Raw genomic sequence first — 19,926 nt, forward strand, 5'->3', positions numbered from 1 at the left:
CTCTTGAAGACTGCAAGCCTGTTTTTATTATGAACCTGCACACAACAACTCAGGGAGCAGGGTCAACAATCGATCACTCGTGAGCGCATCACCCACATTCCAGATTGACTCCTCCACAGGGTATACCCGACCATTCTGCACAGCCGGAAGGGTCCGCCAACTGGGACTTTTCATCAGCATCTCTGTAGCCTGTCTTGCCACAACTTCCTCAGGCACCATAACAAACACATGATCTCCCGCGTACTGACGTACCGCTTCAGCCGAAATTTCCTTATAGGCTCTGCCTGCCGCAAGTGCTTCCTTTACTTTGGTAACTGGCCTGAATCCCATTGGATGATATAACATAGGCGCCAGACCGATATTGCCCATAACAAATAATCGTGCACCCCGATGGTATGTAAATACGGATGCCGTTTCCCCCTCTTCAATTACAGTATGGATCTTCGCCCACATCTGCTCAGTACGCTCCGCATAGGAGGTTAGCCATTGTTCAGCCTGCGGTTGTCTGCCAAACCAGCTGCCCAATCTGCGCATTCGTTCTTCCAACGTGGCATGTGAATTGTAAGCAAGCGTCGGTGCAATCCGGTAAAGTTGTTCATACTGCTGTTCATTGCTACTATCAAAAATAATCAAATCCGGCTTCATGAGAACAGCTGCTTCCACATTAACCGGAGCAATCGCGTCATAGGTCTGATCTCCCAGCAACGGAATGCCCAGCATCAGCAGATCCCCGGCGGAATCTCCGAAATACATAATTCGCTTCGGGTTTACTGGAATATTCACATCATGACCCAACCAGTCTTGTACCAACGTCTGCTGCTGAATGGATCTGTCATATTGACGAGGGGATAATCCGGTCATTTGGCGAAAACGTCTGCTGAAATAATACTCATCCTTAAACCCCACGCGGCTCGCGATATCCCGCAGAGGTTCATCCGATTTGCGAAGCCATTCCTTGGCATGTTTAATGCGTACATGATTTACATAATCAAGTGGCTTGTGACCTGTGAGTTGTCTGAACAGGACCGTATACTGAACAGGTCTGATCTCCGCAAGACGTGCCAGTTTCTGTACGGTGATTTCTTCAGTATAATGGTCGTCCACATACTGAATTGTACTGTGCAGCCTTGCTTCCATACTCTGCTCCGTCTTTGGAGAAGTGTACCGGGTAATGATCATCTCCATCCATTTTTGGAACTGTGCATTCAGACGACTGTATTCGGCATCTGTTTTATAGTTCCGAATGACATACATCTGTTCCAACAGCCCACTTAACGGAGCGTATGGATAGCCATTCAATTGGTTTCTGTGCTCAAATACAGGGCGGGTATAGAGCTCCGGATCGCCCGTCAACACATGAATAACATCAAAGTTCATCACGATGTATTTCAATTCCGAGTCATTGCGATGTTCAATCTGGTAACCCTCCCCCGGAGAAAGTGGATAAACACATCCCGTAGTAAACGGATACTGTGCATCTCCAATATATAACCGCCCCTCCCCTTCTTCGCAGATCAGGAACGCATGTTTCTCGCAATCAACTTCCAGCATCCCCTGTTCAGGTGGCTCAATTCGTAGTACCAGATGATCCAGCCGAAACATGAATGCTGAAAAGAACAACGCTCCTTCATCGGCATCCAGAGCCTGCATTTCGGTTCACCTCGTTTTTCTAAAATGAGAATAATTATCAATCATTCTGTATGGTCTGATTATAAGCGAGCAATTGTTAATAATCCAGATATGAGTTATTCAGCAAAAAAGAGCGTTCAACGAAATGTTGAAGGCTCCTTTTACTTTTTTTATAACTGCATTACTCAAAGGTGTTACTGCTACCTCACTAACTCATCACAAATTATTGAATCATCTGTTTCGGCAGCTCTTGTAACAGCCACTCCCTGGAAAGGGCATCACTTGAAGCTTTTACGATATTAAAACGATATACTTTTCCTTCTTTCACCGCAGGCAGGTTCTTCCAGATTGAACTATCCAGCAATTCCTTGGTGGATTGCTTCGCATCGTCGGTCACAGGATCCAGAATAAATATCCGATCACCGGCAATTTCAGATAATTTCTCAGTCGAAATCTCTACGAATCCCATATCTTGATCCAATACTTTCTGAATTTCCGCAGTTGGCTTCAGCCCGTCTTTTCCATATAACAACTGTGGCAATCCTGCACCCGCCATGACAAACAGACGATTTCCGGGATACATGGTGAACACCGAAGCAGTCTCCCCTTCTTTCAATCCGTTCTCATGAAGTTGCTTCCACATCTCTTCTGTAGCTTTTTGATGATTCGTAATCCAAACCTCCGCTTCTTGCTTTTTGTTCAACAAGTCGCCAAGGATACGCATACGATCTTCTATTGACCCGAACGAATCAAATGTAACCGTAGGTGCAACCTTCGCGATCTGATCGTATTGTGCCTCATCACTGTTCGAGAAAATGATCAGATCTGGATTCAAGGCTAGCGCCTTTTCCACACTGATCGGAAATCCTACATCTTCTGCCTGAGCAACCTGATCATCGAATACGGTTCCCTCTTGACCAAGTATGCCGACAGGAACAACACCAAGCGCGAGCAGATCCCCTGTAACTTCTCCATGATAGATGACTCGCTTCGGATTCACAGGGACCTCAACCTCATGGCCAGTCCAATCTTTGAATAGTCGGGTCTCGCCTTCATTCGTTTCTTCCACTGCAGTCGTGGTCTCTGTTGTTTCTGTGGCTGCTTTGGAATCATCTGTGCCAGCAGCAGGTGTTGCAGCCTGATTTCCACAAGCCAGCAGCAGAATGGATACCCACGTAACCGTAAATAATACTGCCGTATTTCGAATGCCCTTTTTCATTTCTATTTCTCCCCCTATATCATGTGCGTTGTGCAATTAATTAATGATATTGATTATCATTATCGGATATTATCATAAAACATGGCTTCTCTCATCTCAATGGACAAAACGAAATGAGCACTTTCAGTTTTGTACAATACTCCGCTCTTTGCTCCTATGTACTGTATAATCAAGTGTATTTCCCTCTATACAGCTCGGGATTGGCGTGATAAATTAATGAGAACTATTTGCCATCTTTAATAACCGGAGTGATCAATATAATGACCCATTCAGACCAAACAACTGCTCGTTCAGCTTTTACGATACCGACTTCTGATGTAATGACACAGCTCCCAACGCAATTTTTTGCCACCCTTGTTCAAAATGTAAATCGTGAAATCGCAAGTGGGCATGACGTGATTAACCTGGGTCAGGGGAACCCGGATACACCTACACCACCCCATATTGTGAAATCACTGCAAGAGTCGGCTGAAAATCCCCTTTATCACAAATACTCCCCTTTTAGAGGGTACTCTTTCCTGAAGGAAGCTGTCGCCAAACGTTATAAGGAAGATTACAATGTTGATCTGGACCCCGAATCTGAAGTAGCCATTCTGTTCGGAGGCAAAACAGGCTTGGTTCAGTTACCTCAGGTCCTGCTTAACCCTGGCGACACCGTTCTCGTTCCCGATCCAGGCTACCCGGATTACTGGTCCGGTGTAGCACTCGCCAAAGCAAACATGTCATTTATGCCTTTGCTGGAGTCCAACGCATTCCTGCCTGATTACGAAGCCGTTACTGCGGAAGATCGGGAGAAGGCCAAGCTGATGTTCCTGAACTATCCCAACAACCCAACGTCAGCAACGGCACCCCTTTCGTTCTACGAAGATACGGTTGAATTTGCCATTCAAAATCAAATCGTAGTTGCCAGCGACTTTGCTTACGGTGCAATTGGATTCGACGGACACCGTCCAGTAAGTTTCCTGCAAGCCCCTGGTGCCAAAGAAATGGGTATTGAGTTCTATACGTTATCCAAAACATACAATATGGCTGGATGGCGTGTTGGATTCGCACTTGGTAACGCAGAGATTGTCTCTAAAATCAATCAGCTTCAGGATCATATCTATGTCAGTCTTTTTGGTGGGATTCAAGCTGCGGCAACAGAAGCACTGACTGGCTCCCAGGAATGTGTTGCCTCGCTGGTTTCACGTTACGAATCCCGTCGCAATGCGTTCTATGACGCTCTATCCTCGATTGGCTGGCAAGCTTCGAAACCAGCAGGTTCATTCTTCAGTTGGTTGCCTGTACCTGCCGGTTATACCTCCGCTTCATTTGCAGACTTGTTACTGCGAGAAGCCAAGGTGGCCGTAGCCCCAGGTATTGGTTTTGGTTCGCATGGTGAAGGCTATGTACGCGCAGGACTGCTAAGTGATGAAAACCGATTACGCGAAGCTGTGGAGCGGATTGGCAAGCTGAATTTATTCAAGTAATTTACAGGACCATAACCCCTTTGCATATGCCAAGTTTCCATGGTATGTTATAAGAAATATTGAACGAAACGTGATGACGGGACCAGTAAGAGAATATCAGTCGCGCCCAGAGAGTAAATTCCACCCTGCTGAAAGAATTTACCGCGACTCTTCTCTGAAACCTACCCCTGAGCGGCCTGTTACGTACAGGACAGTGCCTTCTGTTACAGGGCATGAAGCCGGATGATCTAATCATCAATAAAGGTGGTACCGCGGAAGTAACGAACTTTCGTCCTTTTTAACTAAAGGGCGGGAGTTTTTTTTGTACCCGCTAAAGCCTGCTCCAGAAGCACTTATTAATCATGTTTAAGGAAGTGAAACCATGACTTCACGTATTGTAGTTAAGATTGGAAGCAGCTCGCTTACAACGGAAGAAGGCGGTCTGGATCGCAGTTCGATCACTTTTTTTGCCGGAGAAATTGCAGCATTGGCTGATCAGGGCCATGAAGTGCTTTTGGTCACCTCTGGAGCGGTAGCGGCCGGATTCCGGGAGATCGGCTACCCTCAGCGCCCCAAACTGCTGCATGAGAAACAAGCCGCAGCGGCCGTTGGGCAGGCATTACTGATGCAGGCATATCAACAGGCTTTTGCAGCGCACCGCGTTACTACGGCGCAAATTCTGTTAACCCGCACAGACTTTCACAGTCGTAAACGCATGGGTAATGCAGGCATGACCGTAGAAGAGCTGCTCAAACAGCGAGTGATTCCGATTTTCAATGAGAATGATACGGTATCGGTGGATGAATTGAAGTTTGGTGATAACGATCTGTTATCCGCGTTGGTTGCAAACCTGGTCAAGGCACAGCATCTGATCATTCTTACCGATACCAACGGGCTGTACACCGCAGATCCGCGGAAAGATCCGTCTGCCGTGCGTTACGACCGTATCCCCGAGATAACGGCTGAGATCTACGCTTTTGCCGGCGGTTCAGGATCAACGGTTGGTACAGGCGGAATGCGATCCAAAGTCGATGCAGCCAAGGTTGCTACACGTGGAGGCGTACCTGTATTCGTGGGAAGTGTGAAAGAACCCGGAGATATGCAGAAGGCGGTTGATGGCACGGGCAAAGGAACTTACTTTGAGACACGACTCGCTTCGCTATCCCGTAAAAAGCAGTGGCTCGGCTTCATGTCTACTCCGCTGGGTACCGTCGTTGTGGATGATGGTGCTGAAGAGGCCCTTGTCCATGGGGGCCACAGTCTTCTACCTGTAGGGGTCAAGCGGGTACTGGGAACATTCCACGCCGGAGACGTCGTAGAGGTCATTGGTTTGGATGACACCTTGCTCGGTCGCGGTATTGTCAATTATGATGATGATCAGCTTCGACTCATTGCCGGACTTCCCAGTGGCGAAGTGATGAAACAACTCGCTAGCATCCATAGACTTGAAGTTATTCATAGAGACGAATGGATTACGTTAAAATAAACATGAAGCTATATTAAGTTAAACTAATCATTTACACGTAACGGAGAGGACAGAAAAAACCTGAAAAAGCGGAGCGTTCGCCTAAAAGCTTTCTGAAAGAAAGCTACATCGGAAGCATACGCTTATCTCCGGATTTTTCCCTTTAGAAAAGGGAATCGAAAAAATCTGGGGATAACAGCGATTGGAAGGTTATTCTGTCATCGTAGTGTCTGTGTGAATAATCTTTAGTCCAACATGTGTTTAAAATTTTAACTTTATATATATGAGGAGGAATTAAGATGAGTGAAGTTAGAGAAAAAGCCAGCAAAGCTCAAGCCACGGTTCCACAGCTGAACCGATTGAATACAGAACAGAAAAATACGGCCCTGCGTGTCATGGCAGATGCATTGATTACGGCGACGGATTCCATCATTTCGGCAAATGCCGAAGATCTGGTACGAGGCAGAGAACAAGGCACGCCGGAATCCATGCTGGATCGACTCGCACTTAATAAGGAGCGTATCGCAGGCATTGCTGAAGGATTACGTCAGATTGCAGATCTGCCTGATCCAGTCGGTGAAGTATTGGAGACATTCACCCGTCCTAACGGATTGCATGTTGAAAAACGGAGAGTGCCGATTGGTCTGATCGGTATCATCTACGAAGCTCGACCTAATGTAACCGTGGACGCAGCCGGATTATGTCTCAAAACAGGTAATGCAGTGCTTTTGCGCGGCGGCTCCTCTGCCCTGTCCTCCAACCGCAAAATTGTGGAGGTGCTGCATCAGGCACTCACAACGACAGACATGCCTGCTGATGCTCTGCAACTGGTTGAGGATGCAGATCGTGCTTCCGTGGATGAAATGCTCAAGTTGAACGGACTGCTGGACGTCATCATTCCACGCGGCGGGGCCTCCCTCATTCGTAATGTGGTTGCCAATGCAACCGTACCTGTTATTGAAACCGGTGCAGGCATCTGTCATACCTATGTGGATGAATCAGCTGATCCGGTCATGGCAGCCGAAATTGCCATTAATGCGAAGGCACAACGTCCATCGGTATGTAATTCCATGGAAACGTTACTGCTGCATGCCGCTTATGCGGAAGAGCATCTGCCTGCTCTTGCCGAGCAATTCCGTGAGGCCAATGTGATCTTGAAAGGTTGCGACACGGTGCGCCGTCTAGTTCCTTCTGCCCTTGAGGTAACCGAGGAAGACTATGCGACCGAGTACAACGACTACATTTTGAATATCCGTGTGGTCGAGAACCTGGACGAAGCGATGCAGCACATCGCACATTACGGAACCAAACATTCCGAGTGCATCGTAACGCGGGATACGGCCCATGCGGAACGCTTCATGCATGATGTGGATGCAGCAGCCGTCTATCACAATGCGTCCACGCGTTTCACCGACGGATTTGAATTTGGCTATGGAGCCGAAATCGGAATCAGTACCCAGAAACTGCATGCACGTGGACCTATGGGACTGCCAGCACTGACATCAACCAAATATCGTATTACAGGCAATGGACAGATTCGTCAATAATATCCCAGCACCAGTTATATAGGAGGAACGATAAATATGAGTCAAGAGCAACAGACGTTACTACAACAGAAGATTACTTTCCACGGAGCAGGCGCGATGGCTGAAGCCATCGTGCGCGGACTGATCTCCCGCCTAGTCGTTCGTCCTCAGGATATTACGATGCTGAACCGCAGCAACCAGAAACGTCAGGAGGAGCTCAGCACCCGTTATGCTGTACATACCGGAACGGCCTCACAATCCTTGGATCATCTTGCCTCCACTCCGGTCATTGTACTCTGTATGAAACCCAAAGATGCTGCCGCAGCGCTGCGCGAACTGGGTCCGTTGTTATCACCTGATCAACTGATCGTGTCTGTCATTGCCGGATTATCGATCCGCACGATGCAGTCCTTGCTTGGTCGTAAACAGCCGATCGCCAGAACCATGCCGAATACATCCAGTACCATTGGACTTGGTGCAACCGGGCTTGCCTTCTCTGCGGAGATTACGGATGAGCAGCGCAGTACGGTCATGACCATGTTTGAAGCGGTTGGTATCGTGACCATCGTGCCTGAAGATAAACTCGAAGTTCTCACAGGGATTTCCGGAAGCGGCCCTGCTTATGTATACTATTTAATGGAGGCCATGATTGCCGCAGGTATTCGTGGTGGCCTATCCAGCCAGCAATCTCGCGATCTCACTGTTCAGACGGTGCTGGGCGCGTCACGTATGGTACAACAAACCGGTTTGGAACCGATGAAGCTTCGTAGTGATGTGACCTCCCCGGGAGGGGCGACCCAGGCAGCACTGAAGACGCTGGACGAAGGAGATTTCTTTGAAAATGTAATCGCAGCCGTCAACCGCTGTGCAGAGCGCTCACGGGAGATGGGAGCTGCTTTGGAAGGGGATTTAAAATGAATAACATGTGCACTGCCACATATCGTCTGCATGATGATCATGCAGACTTTCGCAAGAAGGCTCAGTCCATCGCGATCGGCATGACCGTAGGCAGTTGGACCGAGTTGCCGCAAGCCCAGCGTGAAGCGATGCAGAAGCATCTGGGTGAAGTAATCAGCGTAGAAGTCCATGAAGCTGATGGCATGGCTGCGGGTGAGCGTTACGCCGATATTACCATCGGATATCCTGATGTTAACTTCAGCCGTGATATCCCTGCCCTGCTCGTGACCGTCTTTGGCAAAATCTCAATGGATGGCCGGATCAAATTGACAAAGCTTGGGTTCTCGGATGGCTTCCTTCGTGCATTCCCTGGACCCAAGTTTGGACTGAATGGTGTTCGTGATCTGCTTGGTGTTCATGACCGTCCACTGTTAATGAGTATCTTCAAATCGGTTATTGGGCTGAATGCAGATGAACTGCGTGAACAATTTATTCGCCAGGCCCTTGGGGGCGTTGATCTGATCAAGGACGATGAGATTCTGTTCGAGAATAAATTGACACCCATCGAAAAAAGAGTCGAGGTCTGCATGAAAGCTGCCGAACAGGCACGCCAGGAGACCGGTAAGAAGCTTCTTTATGCAACCAATCTCACAGGACCTACATCTCGTCTGAAGCAACAGGCTGAACGTGCCATTGGCGCAGGAGCGAATGCATTGTTGTTCAATGTATTGTCCTACGGATATGATGTCCTGCATGAACTCAGCAGTGATCCAGATATCAATGTGCCCATTATGGCGCACCCTGCACTTGCAGGCGCACTATATCCTTCACCACATTACGGCATCTCGGCTTCGGTTGTACTTGGCCAGTTGATGCGTCTTGCAGGTGCCGATCTGGTGCTCTTCCCTTCCCCTTATGGATCGGTAACGATGCCGAAGGAAGAAAATATGGCGATCACGGAACAGTTGCTTTCATCTGATTTGCCTGTACGATCCAGTATGCCAGTGCCTTCAGCCGGTATCCATCCAGGCCTTGTACCACTCATTTTGCGCGACTTTGGCACAGATGTTATCGTTAATGCTGGTGGCGGTATTCATGGACATCCTATGGGCACTGAAGCAGGCGGACGTGCATTCCTGCAAGCCATTGAGGCAGCTCAGCGTTCCATTCCACTCGCGCAATATGCAACCGAGCATCCGGAGCTGAAGAGCGCGCTGGACCTGTGGGGTGGCGAACGATGAGAAGTGAAAAGAAAACAGTCATTTTCTGTGACTTTGACGGTACAATTACCCTCTCGGACAATATCGTAGCGATTATGAAACATTTCAAGCCTGAGGGCATTGAAGCCATAATGAAAGATACGATTGAGCAGAACATCTCGCTGCGTGAAGGTGTTGGAGCCATGTTCGCTCTTTTGCCTGCATCGCAGAAAGATGAAATTGTGGAATTTGTGCTTGGACAAGCGGGGATCCGTGAAGGATTCAGCGAGTTTCTTGACTACGTTCGTAGCGAAGGTATCGAATTCAATGTGACCAGCGGTGGCATGGATTTTTTCATTGAACCCTTACTCGCACCATTCCATATCCCGCAGGATCATGTCTATTGCAACGGGGCTGACTTCTCGGGTGAAACCATTCGGATTGAATGGCCGAATCCCTGCCAGCCTCCTTGTGAGAACGGCTGCGGCATGTGCAAAACAACAGTCATTCGTACCTTCCCAGAAGAACAATATAATCGAATCCTCATTGGAGACAGTCTGACAGATTTTGAAGGTGCCAAAATTGCCGATCTCGTCTACTCCCGATCTATTTTAACGGACAAATGTATTGAGCTGGGTGTGGACCATGTGCCATTCGCTACCTTTTACGATATCATCGAAGATATGAAACAGAAGCAAACACAAGGAGTGCTGTAAACGATGGGCTTTGAAAAGATTACATTGGAACACAAACGTCAGGTCCTTGAAGAACTGGCTGATATTAAAGCGTTGTTCGCCAGTCGTAACTGGTTCCCCGGAACAAGTGGCAATCTGTCGATGCGTGTAGGAGACTTTGACCCGGAGCAATTTTATTTTGCGGTTACCGCCTCAGGCAAAGACAAATCTCTTCGCACACCGGAAGACTTTCTTTTTGTGGACAAACACGGCAAAGCGATTGAGACAACAACGTTGAAACCAAGTGCCGAAACGTTGATTCACTGCGAAATCTATCGTTTGACCGGCTGCGGTGCTGTATTCCACGTGCATACCGTGTTTAACAACCTGATTAGCGAATTCTTTGGAGCAGATGGGCAAGTACCGATTCAGGGCATCGAACTAATTAAGGCTTTTAACATCTGGGAAGAAAATGCGGAGATTCGTGTACCGGTTCTACCTAACTTTGCAGATATTCCATCTATCGCTGAATTGGTGCCAGGTGTACTTGATGCCACCGTACCAGGAATTTTGCTTCGTAATCACGGCATATATGCGTGGGGCAAGGATGCTTTTGAAGCGAAACGTCATCTGGAAGCTTTCGAATTCCTGTTCGAAGTGATGTACCGTCAACTTCTGCTGAAGGGTGCTACGAAATAGCAATCATTTATTCAAAATCAAAGCTGCACAACCAAAAACACGCCAGAGGCTGATATACATAGCCCTTGGCGTGTTTTTATGTTGTGGGATAACAGCGATTGAAAGGTTGCTCAGTCATCGTAGTGTCAGTGTAAATAATCTTTAATTCAACTTGGATAGTAAATTACAGTCGATCATCCCGATCCTTGAATAAAAAGAGACTGTCTGCCTCTTCGTCATTCCGATGAACCGCATGATTCGTGGCTGCTCCCCGCTGCTTGCCAAATAGTAGCTTCAAGCCACCAAAAATGAGCAGCAACGATACGATGACGGTGTTCAAATAGGAACGGATCTCATACGTCATAAATGCATTCGGGAACAGTTCATTCAGCTGTGGAATGACAAGTCGGATCGCGAGATAATATAGACCCAACGCCGCGATCCCGAATCCAATCAGACGCTGATGGCGGGCCCAATCCTTGAAGATCGGTTGATCAATCAATGGCTCGCGTCCATAACGACTGGAGCACTGTAGCCCGTCAAAAAAGCTATAGAACCAGATCAGCGGAATCATGAACAGAAACACCGATAAGTGAAGCAGGTCCAGAACATAGATGCTTGCAAGGAACAGGAACATTAATTGCATGCCTCTTTTTTGCAATCCCAGATAGAGATGACCCGCACCTGGAAAAGCAGATAGCAGCGTCGCAAGCACTTTGCTACGTCGTCCCGCTACTCTGCCCATCTCCAATTCCTCGAATAATGTCCGATCCTGCAACACCTCACCAGCCTGCTTACGATGGACATGCTGCACCGCGTCAAACATGCAGTATACCCAAATTACGGGCAGTATGAGCAAGAACATTAAAAACACCGATTCATTGGTGATCGAAGCCACAAAAACCATCATGGCAAATGAACCAAAGAACGCCATCAGGAAGGACAACCCGCGATGCAACAATCCCAGATGAAGGTGGCCCAATCCCGGAACAAATGAGAGCAAAATGGTGAAGAATCGTTCACCCTCACTGCCTTTTCGATACATCGGCTGACCATAGGGACCCTCATGAAGACCATATTCACCACCAGGATGCTGATGCAGCTCCTCTTCATTCATCTGCTCCATAGGCCCTTGCTGACCCATGTGTACTCCCTGGTAGGCTGCTCCTGGATGTTGTGGTCCGTAATGTGCTCCGTATCCCCTGTAATGAGCATCTCGGGCAGAAGGCGCACGGAGGAGCACAATGACGATGTCCAGCATGCTGATTCCCCAGAATAAAGCGGCAAAAAGTGCACCGATAATCATTAAATCTTGTTCATTAAAGACCATTGCTATCATGAATGAGCCAACAGCTGTTCCGAAGAATAGCAATGGATAGATCACGGCTCTTGCGACTCGACCCCAATACATAAAACCAAGACCGGGTATCAGGTTTAATAGAAATGCGAGTAATTTGTTACGATCTGAGTGCACAGTCGTCATCCTTTCTTTTCAGGCAATGCGAAACTATTTATGGTTTAGGCTTGAAGTTATCCAGCCATGAAGTGGCTGCCTCCGTCCATTTCTCCGTAAAAGACCCTCTGTGGTCGCCTTCCTGGAACTTGTGATATGGCGCTACCTTGTCAAAAAGTCCAGACGAGAGGAAGATCAATGTCAAACAGGCTGCTACCGCATAATGAAACACTTTATGTTCAAGCCAGCGTCGATTTCGTCCAGCGCGGGAATTGCGTTGTGCCCTGGATGATTGAATCCCCTCAATCCGATGCATCACTGAATCCGCAAACCCTGTCGGGTCATGTAACGGAGGCAGTTCCCCATGGATACCGAGCGCTTCCAGATAGATGTCCATCGCATCCGGGTCTTCCATCAGAAGCTGTTCCATTCGATTCGCTTGAGTTTCACTCATATGGCCTTCAATATAATCAGTCCATTGCGCAGCAGTATACTTCTCCTGTTTATTCACGCCATTCATCCTCCTTCCAATGTTTTCGAATCCACTGCCGGGCACGATACAAGCGGGATTCCACGGTCTTCACAGCCACCTGTGCATCACTGGCAATCTGCTCATAATTTTTTTCGCTTAGATAATACGCAGTGATAATGTCACGATGCTGAGCAGGCAACTGATTAATTCGTTCGCGAAGTTTATCCTGACGTTCTTCACGAACGAGACGGGCAAGAACGTCTTCATCCCGTCCGGGCATATTTATTATTTTTTCTTCTCCACCCAGATCCTCAGCAATTCGTCTGCCCAGCTTGCGTTTGGCATCAATTGCTTTGTGAAAGGCAATTCGGGTTAACCACGTTTTGAAACCTTCAGAACGGTAGTCGGGGAGAGACTTATACATCTGTATGAACGCCTCCTGAGCTGCATCCTGTGCTTCCTGATCGTTCCTGAGTACGGAATAGGCCACATGATATACATGCTGGCTATACTTATCAATCAGAGTCCGCATCTGGGATGTATCTCCTTGACGGATTTGTTCGATTACGCGCGTTTCATCAATAACTCTCCCCTCCTCTCCAATACAATAGACGACAGCTTGTGTGTTAACCCCTGCGTGATCCATCAAATTTTTGTAAAACAAAGTGAATTCATTGCCTGAAAGGTTGATGTCGCTGATAACTCATCCAATCCTTAATCCAAAAAAACAGGCACAGAATGACTTCTGGCCTGTTTCTTGTTCCTGCCTATGCTTGAATCAACGTCCACCATTACGAAACCGCTGCGTGTACGCCTTTGCGTCTTGAACGGTCTTGACACGATTACGGCTCCACTCAAGCAGTATTCGATCGATATACCGGAAATGTACTTTGCCAGCAAAAACCGCTTCCTTCAGAGCCATTAGAATCAATTCCTCTTGATAACGGTCCTGATCCAACCAGCTGGATATCGTCTCGCACTCCATTGGAGAGAGCGGACGTCCGAATTCTTTTTCAAAGATGGAGAACATGTTCCGTTCTTCCTCTTCTTTTTGAACACTGTTCGAATCTTGACGTGCTGTATTGCTGCTCTTTTGCTCCGCACGGAATGCGGCTACTTCTTCGGCAGTGCACGCTGCAAGCTTGGCATATAATCCATGTAAATCATATCGCTCGTACTGGATGTCACGTTCTTCGTCACGGTGCTCGTCAATAGCAATATACCCATCCCTCATCAGACGTTGCAACATTCTGGCAATGCCTTCAGGTGCAAGTCCCATGCGCGCCGCAAGCTCTTCAAGCGTGGGAAACTCATTGAACTCTGCCTGACGGAACCCTAACAGTTGAATCAGAAGAAGCACTTCTGCATCGGATAGGCCAAGCTGGTGATAATAACGTAACAAGGCATACGGCAGGTGGGCTGTACCCGAAGTCATGCCATAAGCTGCTCCATCCAACCAAGCTTTGGATGTCGTGTCTTCCATAGACGCTCCTCGGTTAAGCATTAAGGGTACAGACGATAGAGCATACGTGGGAATGCGATTGTTTCACGTACATGATCCAACCCACAGATCCATGCTACCGTCCGCTCCAATCCTAGACCGAAACCGGAGTGAGGAACCGATCCGTATTTACGCAGATCCAGATACCATTGATACGCTTCATCCGAGAGGTTGTGCTCCTCAAAACGTTGTTGCATCAATTCCGGATCATCAATACGCTGCGAACCGCCAATAATCTCTCCGTAACCTTCTGGTGCGATCATATCAGCACAGAGGACAACTTCTGGACGATTCGGATCTGGTTTCATATAGAAAGCCTTAATTCCAGCAGGGTAATGTGTGATAAAGACCGGTGTATTGTACTTCTCAGCAATCGCTGTTTCGTGCGGTGCACCAAAGTCTTCTCCCCAAGGAATATCGAAGCCTTGTCCATGCAGGAATTCAATCGCTTCATCATACGTAATTCGCGGGAATGGAGCTACGATGCCTTCGAGTTTGGATACGTCACGACCGATGGATTCCAATTCTGCACGGCAGTTTTTCACCACGGATTGAACGACATGAGCGATAAACTTCTCTTGTACGCGCAGACTTTCCTCATGATCTACAAAGGCCATTTCCGGCTCAATCATCCAGAACTCAATCAAGTGGCGACGTGTTTTGGACTTCTCAGCGCGGAATGTTGGACCAAAGGAATATACTTTGCCCAGCGCCATGGCTGCGGCTTCCATGTACAATTGACCACTTTGGGTCAAGTAAGCATCTTCATCAAAGTATTTGATATGGAACAGGTTAGTTGTTCCTTCCGCAGACGATGGTGTCAAAATCGGAGGGTCCACTTGTGTGAATCCGTTACCATCAAAGAACTGCTGAACAGCGCGAATAATCTCTGCACGAATCACCATAACCGCACGTTGCTTCGTGGAACGAAGCCATAAATGACGATGATCCATCAAGAAATCAACACCATGCTCTTTAGGTGTAATAGGATAGTTTTCAGTCAGATGAATGATCTCAACCCCAGTTACTGTCATCTCATAACCAGATGCGCTGCGGGGTTCCTCACGAATAATACCTGTAACATACAAAGAGCTTTCTTGTGTCAGGCTCTTGGCATTGTTCCAGATCTCTTCACTAACTTCACTTTTCACAACAACCCCTTGAATATATCCGGTTCCATCACGCAGCTGCAAAAACTGAATTTTACCGCTGGAACGTTTGTTGTTAATCCATGCACCGATGGTCACGGTTTCGCCTACATGCTCGTTCACATTACGAATTACACAATTCGTATTCATGCCATATCTCCCCTTGGTTCCTGAATTTGAAAATGCAGCGGGCAGGCTTATGCCTGTCCTCTGCACTTCCTTGTCATTCTATATTTACTTTACAGTTAGATTACTGAGAATTCAATACGATTCGGTGTGTATCACGTGCAATGACCAATTCTTCGTTTGTTGGCACAACGAGAACTTCCACTTTGGAATTTGCTGTTGTGATCCGGCGTGGTTCGCCAGAACGAATGGCATTCAACGCTTCATCCAGTTCAACACCCAGATAAGTGAGCTGCTCACATACTTTTTGGCGAAGAACAACGGAGTTCTCACCTACACCAGCCGTAAAGACGATCACGTCTACACCGTTCATTGCAGCTGCATATGAACCGATGTATTTACGCAGACGGTATTCGTACATTTCAAAAGCAAGTGTGGAGTTGGCATCGCCATTCTCCATACCTTCCGTAATCTCACGCATGTCACTGCTGATTCCGGAGATTGCAAGCAATCCACTGTGTTTGTTCAACATGGAGTTCACTTCGCTTACGCTCAGTTCTTCCTTGTTCATCACATAAGGTACGATGGCTGGATCAAGGTCACCACTACGTGTTCCCATCATCAGTCCCTCAAGTGGAGTCATACCCATCGAAGTATCCACGGATACGCCACCTTTAACTGCTGTTACACTGCCGCCGTTACCAACGTGACAAGTGATGATTTTCAGATCTTCCAATGGACGATCCAGATACTCAGCAGCAGCCTTGCTTACGAAATCATGGGAAGTACCATGTGCGCCGTAGCGACGTACTTTATATTTTTTGTAAAGCACACGCGGAATAGCATACAGATAAGCTTTTTCCGGCATCGTCTGATGAAACGCAGTATCGAAGACCATAACTTGTGGTACACCAGGCATATTGGCTTCAGCCGCACGAATACCCATCATTGCTGCGGGGTTGTGAAGTGGAGCCAAATCGAACAAACGACGAATTTCAGCTTTGGCAGCATCATCTACCAGTGCAGATTCCTTAAACGCTTCCCCACCATGAACAACCCGGTGTCCAACCGCTTGAATTTCACTTACGGAATCCAGTACACCATTTTCTTTGTGAGTCAAAATATCAATGACTTTACGGATTGCTGTGGTATGTTCCAGAATCTCGCTAACTTCTGTAACATCCTCACGGCCTGTCGGTTTGTGTGTCAGAATGGAGGAGTCCATTCCAATACGCTCTACCAGACCTTTAGCCAAGACAGATTCGTCAGTCATATTATACAGTTGATATTTGAGCGAGGAACTCCCCGCATTAATTACGAGTACTTTCACAGTCGGTCACCATCCTTGTCGTACTTGAAGAATCCTTCGCCTGTTTTAACACCCAGGTGTCCTGCACGCACCATTTTCTTCAGGACTGTGGAAGGACGATATTTCAATTCTCCGAATTCACGGAACATTCTCTCGAGTGCAGCTTCAACAGAATCCAATCCGAAACGGTCAGCCATTTCGAGTGGTCCATGTTGGAAGTTGTATCCGATACGCATTGCATCATCGATATCTTCAGCAGATGCAACACCTTCTTGCAATACATGCAACGCTTCGTTAATCAGCAGGCAGATCAAGCGGGAAGTTACGAATCCAGGTGATTCATAGATCATGACTCCTTTTTTGTCCGCTACTTCTTCAACAAAACGTCTGGTCTCTTCGAATGTTGTATCCGAAGTTTTCAGTCCACGAATAATCTCTACAAGATCAACCCGGGATACCGGGTGAATAAAGTGCATACCAATAACACGCTCCGGGTATTTGGTCGAGCTTGCAAGCTCGGTCAAACTCAGCGTGGATGTATTACTTGCCAGAATGACATTGCTTGGGCAAACTTGGTCCAGTTGACTGAATACTGCTTTTTTCGCATCCAGATCCTCTGAAATCGTCTCAATGACCATATCGCAAGTTCCAAGTTCAGCTAAATGAGCTACCTTGGTAATACGGGAAAGAATCAATTTCTTCTCCGCTTTTGTAATCGCCCATTTCTCCAGTTGTTTATCCAGATTGGTTTCGATCATGTCATATGCATGATCCAGCTTTTGTGTTGTATGCTCCACGAGAAGCACATCAAGTCCTTTGGCTGCGAGCATCTGGGAAATACCTTGCCCCATCGTACCGCCGCCGACAACTCCTATTTTTTTGAAAAACATGGTTCTGCTCCATCCTTTCGGTTCTCTATTTCTCTATTGTACCCTGTTCGCCGAAAATTACAAATTTCGACCCAACATATAATAATATCTTAGCACGAGTGAAATGTAAAAAAAAATAACCAGCATAAATAAATTATGCTGGTAAAAGGGCACTGTCACGAAATTGACAACGAAATTGTTCGCCAGACAATACTTCCTCACGAATCAAGATGTCGAGTGAATTGTCGAAAATTGTCCGTTGTTCTTCAAGCAACTGCTTTGTCTGTTCCATCAGTTCTTGCAGAATTAATTTATTCTCTCGCATGAGCTCCTCGGTTGTTACCATATCCATGTTCACAATCCCAAGTGAAGTCAACCCGGAAGCCATCATCGTCTGCACAACATTGGTTGCCTGATCGAAGTCATTGCGTGAACCTGTGGAACGTCCACCGTAGTACATTTCTTCCGCAGCGGCTCCTCCAAGTGCAATCATAATCTGCTCTTCCAGGAAGCGCTTTGTATAGAGGAACTGTTCCTGTTGCGGGTTATGACGTACATATCCCAGCGCCTGCCCACGCGGACTGAGTGCCACTTGGCTAACACTGCCTGGACGAACGAGTTCAGCCATAATGGCATGTCCCAATTCATGAATGGCGACCCTTTTCTTCTCTTCCACACTGGACTCACGGTCTGTCTTCTCACCCATCATCACTTTATCAATAGCCAGGGACAAGTGCCGCTGTTCGATGTTTAACAGCCCGTCCCGCATGGCGTATATTGCTGCTTCGTTCATAACACTTTCGAGCTGTGCACCGGAGAAACCATACGATTCTTCAGCTGTCTTCTCCAGGTTAACTTCCTTCATAAGAGGTTTATTCACCGCATGCAGTTCCAGAATATGCTTTCTGCCCTTTTTGTCAGGCAAGTCCACTTGAATGTGGCGGTCAAAACGTCCCGGCCGCGTCAGGGCGCTATCCAGCATCTCTTTGCGGTTTGTTGCAGCGATAACCAGGATTCTCGGCGTATCGGAGGAATAGATTCCATCCATTTCAGTCAGGAGCTGATTCAGGGTCTGATCATATTCACGCTGTTGACCACCTTCACGTTTACCCCCGATGACATCGATCTCATCGATAAAGATAATAGCATTTTCCTTATTTTCCTTTGTGGCACGGGTTCTGGCGTCCTTGAACAAATCCCGAATTCTGCTGGCACCCACACCAACATACATTTCCACGAATTCACTACCCGACGCTGCTACAAAAACAGAATCCGTGTAATGGGCAGCAGCCTTGGCCATCAACGTTTTCCCTGTCCCTGGAGGGCCTGTCAGCAAGATCCCTTTTAACGGGCGAATCCCGAACTTCCGGATTTCTTCATGTTTGATGAGAAAGTCAAGCGCTTCACGCAATTCCTGCTTGGCACTGTCCTGACCACCAATTTCTTCAAAAGTAAGCTTGGAAGGTCCTTTTTTCTTCCGTTTACGTTCCTGTGCAGCACCCACTGTAATCCCGCCACGCATTTGCATCATGAACAGCAAAGCTCCGACAAACACCGCTGCAATCAGAATCGGAACAATATTAACACCAGTAAAAGCAAGGAAAATAATCAACACGGGAAAAAATCCGATGGCAACTTCTTTTGTCCACTTAGGCATTAGGCCACACTCCTATCTGACCGGGCACACGCGGCAGAATAATAAACTTGCTGGCATCTCCGTCTCTGAGACTGACATATACATTGTTGTCATCCATCGCTGTATTTACCTTTATTCCATTCGTCGCCATCTTCGACAATGTCGGTGTAATCTCGGTGTACTGTTTGTTCTCCATCGCCTGAGCTACGGTAAACATCGCATCACCCCACCAACTCTCCAGTGCTTCACTGGAATGATCCACAACATCCAACTTTAGTGAACGTGTTCCAATCAAGGTCTGTCCTTCTTTGTGAATATATTGTACCAGTCTGCCCAAATCAACATCGGGTTGCAGATCCAGTTTCAATTGTACGTCATTGCGGTTAATAGTTAATTGAACGTCTTTGACTCCATCGTACTGTGTAACCATCTTTTCAATCGGATTCTGCACAGCCACCTGACGATACACAAACCAACCTCCAAACAACAGGGCGGCTGAAATGACGGCAGTTAAAACAATAGGCAATACTTTTAGCTTCAAGTGAATTACCCCTCCCAGATTTTGGCCTAACCTACCGGCTTATTGGTATAATACGAATATGTGCACACAGACTCCTGCGAAAACTCCGACAGGATTATTTGTTTTGAATGTATCTTCGAGTACATATCTGAGTATA

Annotated in this window: 18 protein-coding genes and 1 other annotated feature; of the genes, 7 read left to right on the plus strand and 11 right to left on the minus strand. The window is 47.3% G+C overall.

Annotated features, from left to right (window positions below; translation table 11 throughout):
- Positions 1–27 precede the first annotated feature (27 nt).
- Positions 28–1,650 carry an ABC transporter substrate-binding protein gene (locus AC1S8V_RS18590; protein ID WP_482070272.1) on the minus strand — a complete coding sequence of 541 codons (1,623 nt, stop codon included), beginning with the start codon at positions 1,648–1,650 and terminating at the stop codon, positions 28–30.
- Between the two features lie 202 nt (positions 1,651–1,852).
- The gene (locus tag AC1S8V_RS18595; protein WP_482070273.1) at positions 1,853–2,848 is read right to left on the minus strand and encodes an ABC transporter substrate-binding protein; all 996 of its coding nucleotides are present in this window, start codon (positions 2,846–2,848) and stop codon (positions 1,853–1,855) included.
- A 260-nt stretch (positions 2,849–3,108) separates the two neighbouring features.
- Between AC1S8V_RS18595 and AC1S8V_RS18600 the strand changes: the two genes are divergently transcribed.
- The 7 genes from AC1S8V_RS18600 (at position 3,109) to AC1S8V_RS18630 (ending at position 10,756) form a co-directional block, all read left to right on the plus strand.
- Complete coding sequence (locus AC1S8V_RS18600; RefSeq protein WP_482070274.1) at positions 3,109–4,317, plus strand: aminotransferase class I/II-fold pyridoxal phosphate-dependent enzyme; 1,209 nt, start codon at positions 3,109–3,111, stop codon at positions 4,315–4,317.
- A 64-nt stretch (positions 4,318–4,381) separates the two neighbouring features.
- Positions 4,382–4,596, plus strand: a binding site (T-box leader).
- Positions 4,597–4,678: 82 nt separating this feature from the next.
- On the plus strand, positions 4,679–5,782 hold the full coding sequence (gene proB / locus AC1S8V_RS18605; RefSeq protein WP_482070275.1) for a glutamate 5-kinase: 1,104 nt from the start codon (positions 4,679–4,681) through the stop codon (positions 5,780–5,782).
- 278 nt (positions 5,783–6,060) lie between these two features.
- Positions 6,061–7,308 (plus strand): glutamate-5-semialdehyde dehydrogenase, encoded by a 1,248-nt coding sequence (locus AC1S8V_RS18610; RefSeq protein ID WP_482070276.1) that lies wholly within the window; start codon positions 6,061–6,063, stop codon positions 7,306–7,308.
- A 36-nt stretch (positions 7,309–7,344) separates the two neighbouring features.
- Positions 7,345–8,205, plus strand: coding sequence for a pyrroline-5-carboxylate reductase (gene proC / locus AC1S8V_RS18615; RefSeq protein ID WP_036671976.1), 861 nt, complete (start codon positions 7,345–7,347; stop codon positions 8,203–8,205).
- On the plus strand, positions 8,202–9,425 hold the full coding sequence (locus AC1S8V_RS18620) for a 2,3-diketo-5-methylthiopentyl-1-phosphate enolase (protein WP_482070277.1): 1,224 nt from the start codon (positions 8,202–8,204) through the stop codon (positions 9,423–9,425). Before proC ends, AC1S8V_RS18620 begins: the two co-directional genes overlap by 4 nt.
- Positions 9,422–10,099: a 2-hydroxy-3-keto-5-methylthiopentenyl-1-phosphate phosphatase gene (locus AC1S8V_RS18625; protein WP_482070278.1), complete on the plus strand. Its 678-nt coding sequence runs from the start codon at positions 9,422–9,424 to the stop codon at positions 10,097–10,099. The genes AC1S8V_RS18620 and AC1S8V_RS18625 overlap by 4 nt, the downstream gene beginning before the upstream one ends.
- A 3-nt stretch (positions 10,100–10,102) precedes the next feature.
- Positions 10,103–10,756, plus strand: coding sequence for a methylthioribulose 1-phosphate dehydratase (locus AC1S8V_RS18630; RefSeq protein WP_482070279.1), 654 nt, complete (start codon positions 10,103–10,105; stop codon positions 10,754–10,756).
- Positions 10,757–10,919: 163 nt separating this feature from the next.
- Here the strand turns inward: AC1S8V_RS18630 and AC1S8V_RS18635 are convergent, their stop codons facing one another.
- The 9 genes from AC1S8V_RS18635 to AC1S8V_RS18675 form a co-directional block, all read right to left on the minus strand.
- Positions 10,920–12,209 carry a multi-tm2 domain protein gene (locus AC1S8V_RS18635; protein WP_482070280.1) on the minus strand — a complete coding sequence of 430 codons (1,290 nt, stop codon included), beginning with the start codon at positions 12,207–12,209 and terminating at the stop codon, positions 10,920–10,922.
- 37 nt (positions 12,210–12,246) lie between these two features.
- On the minus strand, positions 12,247–12,699 hold the full coding sequence (locus tag AC1S8V_RS18640) for a hypothetical protein (RefSeq protein WP_482070281.1): 453 nt from the start codon (positions 12,697–12,699) through the stop codon (positions 12,247–12,249).
- Positions 12,692–13,306 (minus strand): RNA polymerase sigma factor, encoded by a 615-nt coding sequence (locus tag AC1S8V_RS18645; RefSeq protein ID WP_482070282.1) that lies wholly within the window; start codon positions 13,304–13,306, stop codon positions 12,692–12,694. The genes AC1S8V_RS18640 and AC1S8V_RS18645 overlap by 8 nt, the downstream gene beginning before the upstream one ends.
- Positions 13,307–13,438: 132 nt before the next feature.
- Positions 13,439–14,143, minus strand: coding sequence for a DnaD domain protein (locus AC1S8V_RS18650; RefSeq protein ID WP_482070283.1), 705 nt, complete (start codon positions 14,141–14,143; stop codon positions 13,439–13,441).
- Positions 14,144–14,163: 20 nt separating this feature from the next.
- Positions 14,164–15,459, minus strand: coding sequence for an asparagine--tRNA ligase (gene asnS / locus AC1S8V_RS18655; protein WP_017687752.1), 1,296 nt, complete (start codon positions 15,457–15,459; stop codon positions 14,164–14,166).
- 100 nt (positions 15,460–15,559) lie between these two features.
- A complete protein-coding gene (locus tag AC1S8V_RS18660) occupies positions 15,560–16,765 on the minus strand; it encodes an acetate/propionate family kinase (protein ID WP_076209944.1) in 1,206 nt (401 codons plus the stop codon).
- Positions 16,762–17,634: a 3-hydroxyacyl-CoA dehydrogenase family protein gene (locus AC1S8V_RS18665; RefSeq protein WP_062835158.1), complete on the minus strand. Its 873-nt coding sequence runs from the start codon at positions 17,632–17,634 to the stop codon at positions 16,762–16,764. Before AC1S8V_RS18665 ends, AC1S8V_RS18660 begins: the two co-directional genes overlap by 4 nt.
- Before the next feature lie 133 nt (positions 17,635–17,767).
- Entirely contained in the window at positions 17,768–19,270 is a 1,503-nt protein-coding gene (locus AC1S8V_RS18670; RefSeq protein ID WP_482070284.1) for an AAA family ATPase, read from the minus strand.
- Complete coding sequence (locus AC1S8V_RS18675; RefSeq protein WP_482070285.1) at positions 19,263–19,790, minus strand: hypothetical protein; 528 nt, start codon at positions 19,788–19,790, stop codon at positions 19,263–19,265. The genes AC1S8V_RS18670 and AC1S8V_RS18675 overlap by 8 nt, the downstream gene beginning before the upstream one ends.
- Positions 19,791–19,926: the final 136 nt, after the last annotated feature.

This window comes from Paenibacillus sp. B46(2026) (assembly GCF_056786355.1).